This window comes from Marinospirillum sp., assembly GCF_014859565.1.
In genome coordinates, this window is record NZ_JACUUA010000281.1 from 1 (window position 1) to 3,760 (window position 3,760).

General features: G+C 43.2%; 3 protein-coding genes. All 3 read right to left on the reverse strand.

The features are described 5' to 3' along the window. Positions 1-62: 62 nt before the first annotated feature. From IBX50_RS18325 to IBX50_RS18335, 3 genes are read right to left on the reverse strand one after another with little or no spacing between them, the layout of a single operon-like run. Complete coding sequence (locus tag IBX50_RS18325; protein WP_292257843.1) at positions 63-1,220, reverse strand: polysaccharide pyruvyl transferase family protein; 1,158 nt, start codon at positions 1,218-1,220, stop codon at positions 63-65. Continuing rightward, positions 1,217-2,314: a nitroreductase family protein gene (locus IBX50_RS18330; RefSeq protein WP_292257844.1), complete on the reverse strand. Its 1,098-nt coding sequence runs from the start codon at positions 2,312-2,314 to the stop codon at positions 1,217-1,219. The genes IBX50_RS18325 and IBX50_RS18330 overlap by 4 nt, the downstream gene beginning before the upstream one ends. After that, positions 2,311-3,645, reverse strand: a complete 1,335-nt coding sequence (locus IBX50_RS18335; RefSeq protein WP_292257845.1) for a flippase — start codon at positions 3,643-3,645, stop codon at positions 2,311-2,313. The genes IBX50_RS18330 and IBX50_RS18335 overlap by 4 nt, the downstream gene beginning before the upstream one ends. Between the last annotated feature and the right edge of the window lie 115 nt (positions 3,646-3,760).

Below are 3,760 nucleotides of genomic sequence, written 5' to 3' on the forward strand. Positions count from 1 at the left end.
TGAAGTATCAGCCAGCCATTCGTTAGGGTTAAGGGGTTTTGGGGTGGTGAGCATGGGTTAAACTACTTCTTTGCTACTTTATCCATTTCAGCAAAAACAAGCTCCCACATTTCTTCAGATTGCTTTTTAAGCTGTTCTGATTTTTCCGTAAGCTGCTGTTTCAGAGGCTGTGCTGATTCAGGCTTTAGTAGCAGGTCAATTTTTTTGTGCAGCTCTTCATCGGTATCCAATACTGTGACAACCCCATCCTTGAAACCATAGTCTTCAAAAAGTCGAATGTATTTATGGCTCCAGCCCGTTGCCAGTGAAGGGACTCCTTGTGACAGGGCGCTGACTAAACCATGAAAGCGGCTACCAATGGTGGCATCACAAGTACCCAAAATACCTTTGATATGCAGAGGATCGGTTTCTTTGACGATGGGAATACCACCTACGGCTTCTGAGATCTTCTCGGCCAGCATTTGGTCATTGGCCCCTTCATGCACCAGCACAAACGGCTGAGCACCCTGTTCAACCAAATACTTGGCACAACGAATCATAAAGGGCAGATAGGCTTCACTTTCTTCTTTGCTGGTTTTATCAACCATGCGGTAGTTAGGCACCAAAGCAATGCGCTTGTTACTGGCATCGTAGTTGGCTGTCAGGGTGCCCTTGACCAGGTTTGTGAAGTCTGGAAAAAGTTTGATTTTATTCTGCTCTCCAACCAGATCGGTTAGGTGTTTGTAAGAATCAGGCTCACGGGCAAAAATCAGATCTGCATTCTCAGCCCACTGCTTTACCCAGGGTTGGATTTCAGTTTTCTTGTAAGGCCCTAATGCTTGTGGTAATAAAATGACTTTTGTGCCGCGCATTTTCCAACGCTTGCTGGAACGCGCCAAATCTTTACTACTACCAACACCCCACTGATCACTGTAGGAAAAACCAGCAGCATCCAGCACAACATCTACATCTTTATCCAGCACCAAACCATACATTTCACGCAGTTTTTTGGGTAGATAACCTGCAAAATCACCCCACTGGATGCCATAACGCCACAACCAGGCTTTAGGGTAAAAACCTAATTGGGTTAATTTATGGAATGGCTGACTGCCACCCTTGTGGCTGGGGGCCATCACCAGTGTTGCCTCAGGATAGCGCTCCTGAACTTTTTGCATCACAGCGTGAAGCATCAACTCGGCACCCTTGTTAACAAAACCTGCTTTTCTGATTTCAATGATCATTGACTAATATCTTCCAAAATAAGTTGGTTTGCTTTTTTCTGTGAATAGGGAATACCGCCGCTAGCATCCGCATAACCGACCGCTAGCAGCATAACGACCCTTTCATAATCTTTGAGCTTGATCACTTTTCTGATTTTTCGTTCATTTGCATCAACTTCCGGCCAGTTGATAGAGCAAGTCGAAAGGCCTAGGGTTTCAAGTGCAAGCATCAACTGCATAGCTGCCAAGGAACCATCTATATAGATCAGGTGACGATCCCGCTCATAGGGATAGGCTGATAGATCACCCACTATGGCAATCATTGCGGGCAGGTTCTCTGCAAACCCCGTAGTGCCGCCTGCACACTTGGCAATAGCAACAGCCTTTTCTTTTTCATTACAAAACAGGAAACGGTAAGGCTGGCGATTACAGGCTGAAGGGGCGAAGCTGGCTATATTGGCTGCTTGCTGAACCAAGTCCAGGGGTACCTTTTTATCTTGGTACCAGCGCACTGAACGTCTGCGAATAAATAACTGCTTTAACTCATCAAAACTTATGTCTGTGTTTGGAAGTTGCTCGTGAGAATATGGCTTATAACTAGCATCTTCACTGGGGAACTCAGCAGCAAGTTCAAAAACATCTGGCAACTTCTGACGTGCTTCTTTATAGGTTTTTCTAGCCTGCTCTGTAATAGCAGTAGCACCAGCGATCTTAAAATACTCATCAAGAACGTCTGTTGCCCATTTTTTTTCAGTTTCTGCCAGAAGTTTTGATTTAACAGCATCCTTATAGCAATCTACTGTTTCCTGAATAAACCCTTCAGCAAAAACGCTGCGCCTGGGCCGCATGATTAAGCCCTTCTCCAGGCGGTGTGTGTTTCTGCGTAGCAGTGCACAGGTTTCGCCTATCTCTTTTAATGATTCATGGTAGGCTTTACGACCTTTAAGAACTGCTTGATGTTCATTAGAGAACTCATTGCTAATCAGGTAGTAAAAGCTGGAAAAAAAGCGGCTTTTATGAGCCAGGGGTAAAAACGAAAGCTTTACATGAGTGATTGATTTTCTGATAAAACTGATTACTGATTTAGGCAGCAGCTTCTTTATAAACTTCTTCATCCAAATACCTTAATAATGGAGTATCTAAAAAGAATAAAAATTGACTTAAGCATCATAATAAAAACCGGCCTCGTTTTACTATAAATTAGCAGTGAGAAAAATGACGCAAAAGCATAGGAAATTAATGTTGCGTAGGCAGCACCCTGAACACCAAAGCTTGGAATGAAAAAATAGTTAAGCGCCACATTAATCAGTGCACCCGCACCCTGAGTTATTAAAGAAAAAACCAGAGCATTTTCAATCAGTATCCATTTTGAGAAGGCTGCGCGCATAAAAATAAAAATGGCCGCCCAAATATGAATCACCAAAACACTGGCACTATCAATATAATACGCACCAAAAAATAGTGTGATAACCCATTCTGAAAGAAAGGTCATTACTACTGCAACGCCAAGTGCCAAGATGAATAAGAGATCAAACAACTGCTGTAATCTTTTATTGAACTGCTCTGGATTTTCTTCTTTTAGCTTAATCAGCTTAGGGAAGAAAGAAGCTACGATTGCTACCGGAACAAAGTACCAAGCCTCAGAAAGCTGAGCTGCAACAGCATAGATGCCTACAGCTTCAGAGCCTTCAAACCAGCGCAGCATGACTTGGTCTACTTTAAGGTAGATAACTGCAAAGATAGACCCTAAGTAGATCACCCATCCTTGGCTAAATAACTCTTTAGCTTTTGACCAACTAAAGCTCCACTCAGCAACTTTAAGGCTGGATTTTATTTTGTAGACAAAAAGGAATGCGATTGCGATTGCGATTGCCTGTATAAGATTGGCTGCTACAAAGTAAACAACACTGAACCCAAGAAAAACAAAGAGCAGCTTTAGAACTGATGAAACTGCCAGACCTGTGAGCCGTGCATAGGTTACATACCTTGCTTGCACAAAGGCCTGAAACCAGAAATCAATAATGTCAAAAGGCCTGACAAGAAGAACAGCGCCGGCGATTGCAAGAACCGTGAACTCTATGCTTGTAACACCTTCATAGGCTATTGCATAGACGAGTAATAGCGTATAACCAAGTGCCATACCAATAAATTTGAGGCCTAAGGTTGTCCCTAGCGTCACACCACGTTCGTCAGGTTTTTTCACAATCTCCCGAACAACCAGTCCGCTTAAACCCATATGTCCTGCGGCCGCAAATAGGGCAGCAACTGAAATTGCATAAGAAAAGATACCGAAATCCTCTGGGCCTAGATAACGGGCCACAACTACAGTCACAAGAAAGCCAACACCCAGGTTGGTTATCTTGTCTCCCATAATCCAAAGGGTGTTGTGAAGGTATTTTTTTACTTTCGTATAAATGCTAAGGAGCTTCAAACTTATATGCCGCACTTAAGTGCGTTCCTTCTGTGCAAGTGGCTATTTAGATTTCTCATACAAAGACTTGAGATACTCAGACACCCTATCCATTTCTGGGTAGATGTAGGGTTTTGTGATGCCCAGTTTT

Bases quoted from the DNA above. Each gene is read 5' to 3' on its own strand.
- IBX50_RS18325 (WP_292257843.1), bottom strand. From the start codon at position 1,220: ATGATCATTGAAATCAGAAAAGCAGGTTTTGTTAACAAGGGTGCCGAG.
- IBX50_RS18330 (WP_292257844.1), bottom strand. From the start codon at position 2,314: ATGAAGAAGTTTATAAAGAAGCTGCTGCCTAAATCAGTAATCAGTTTT.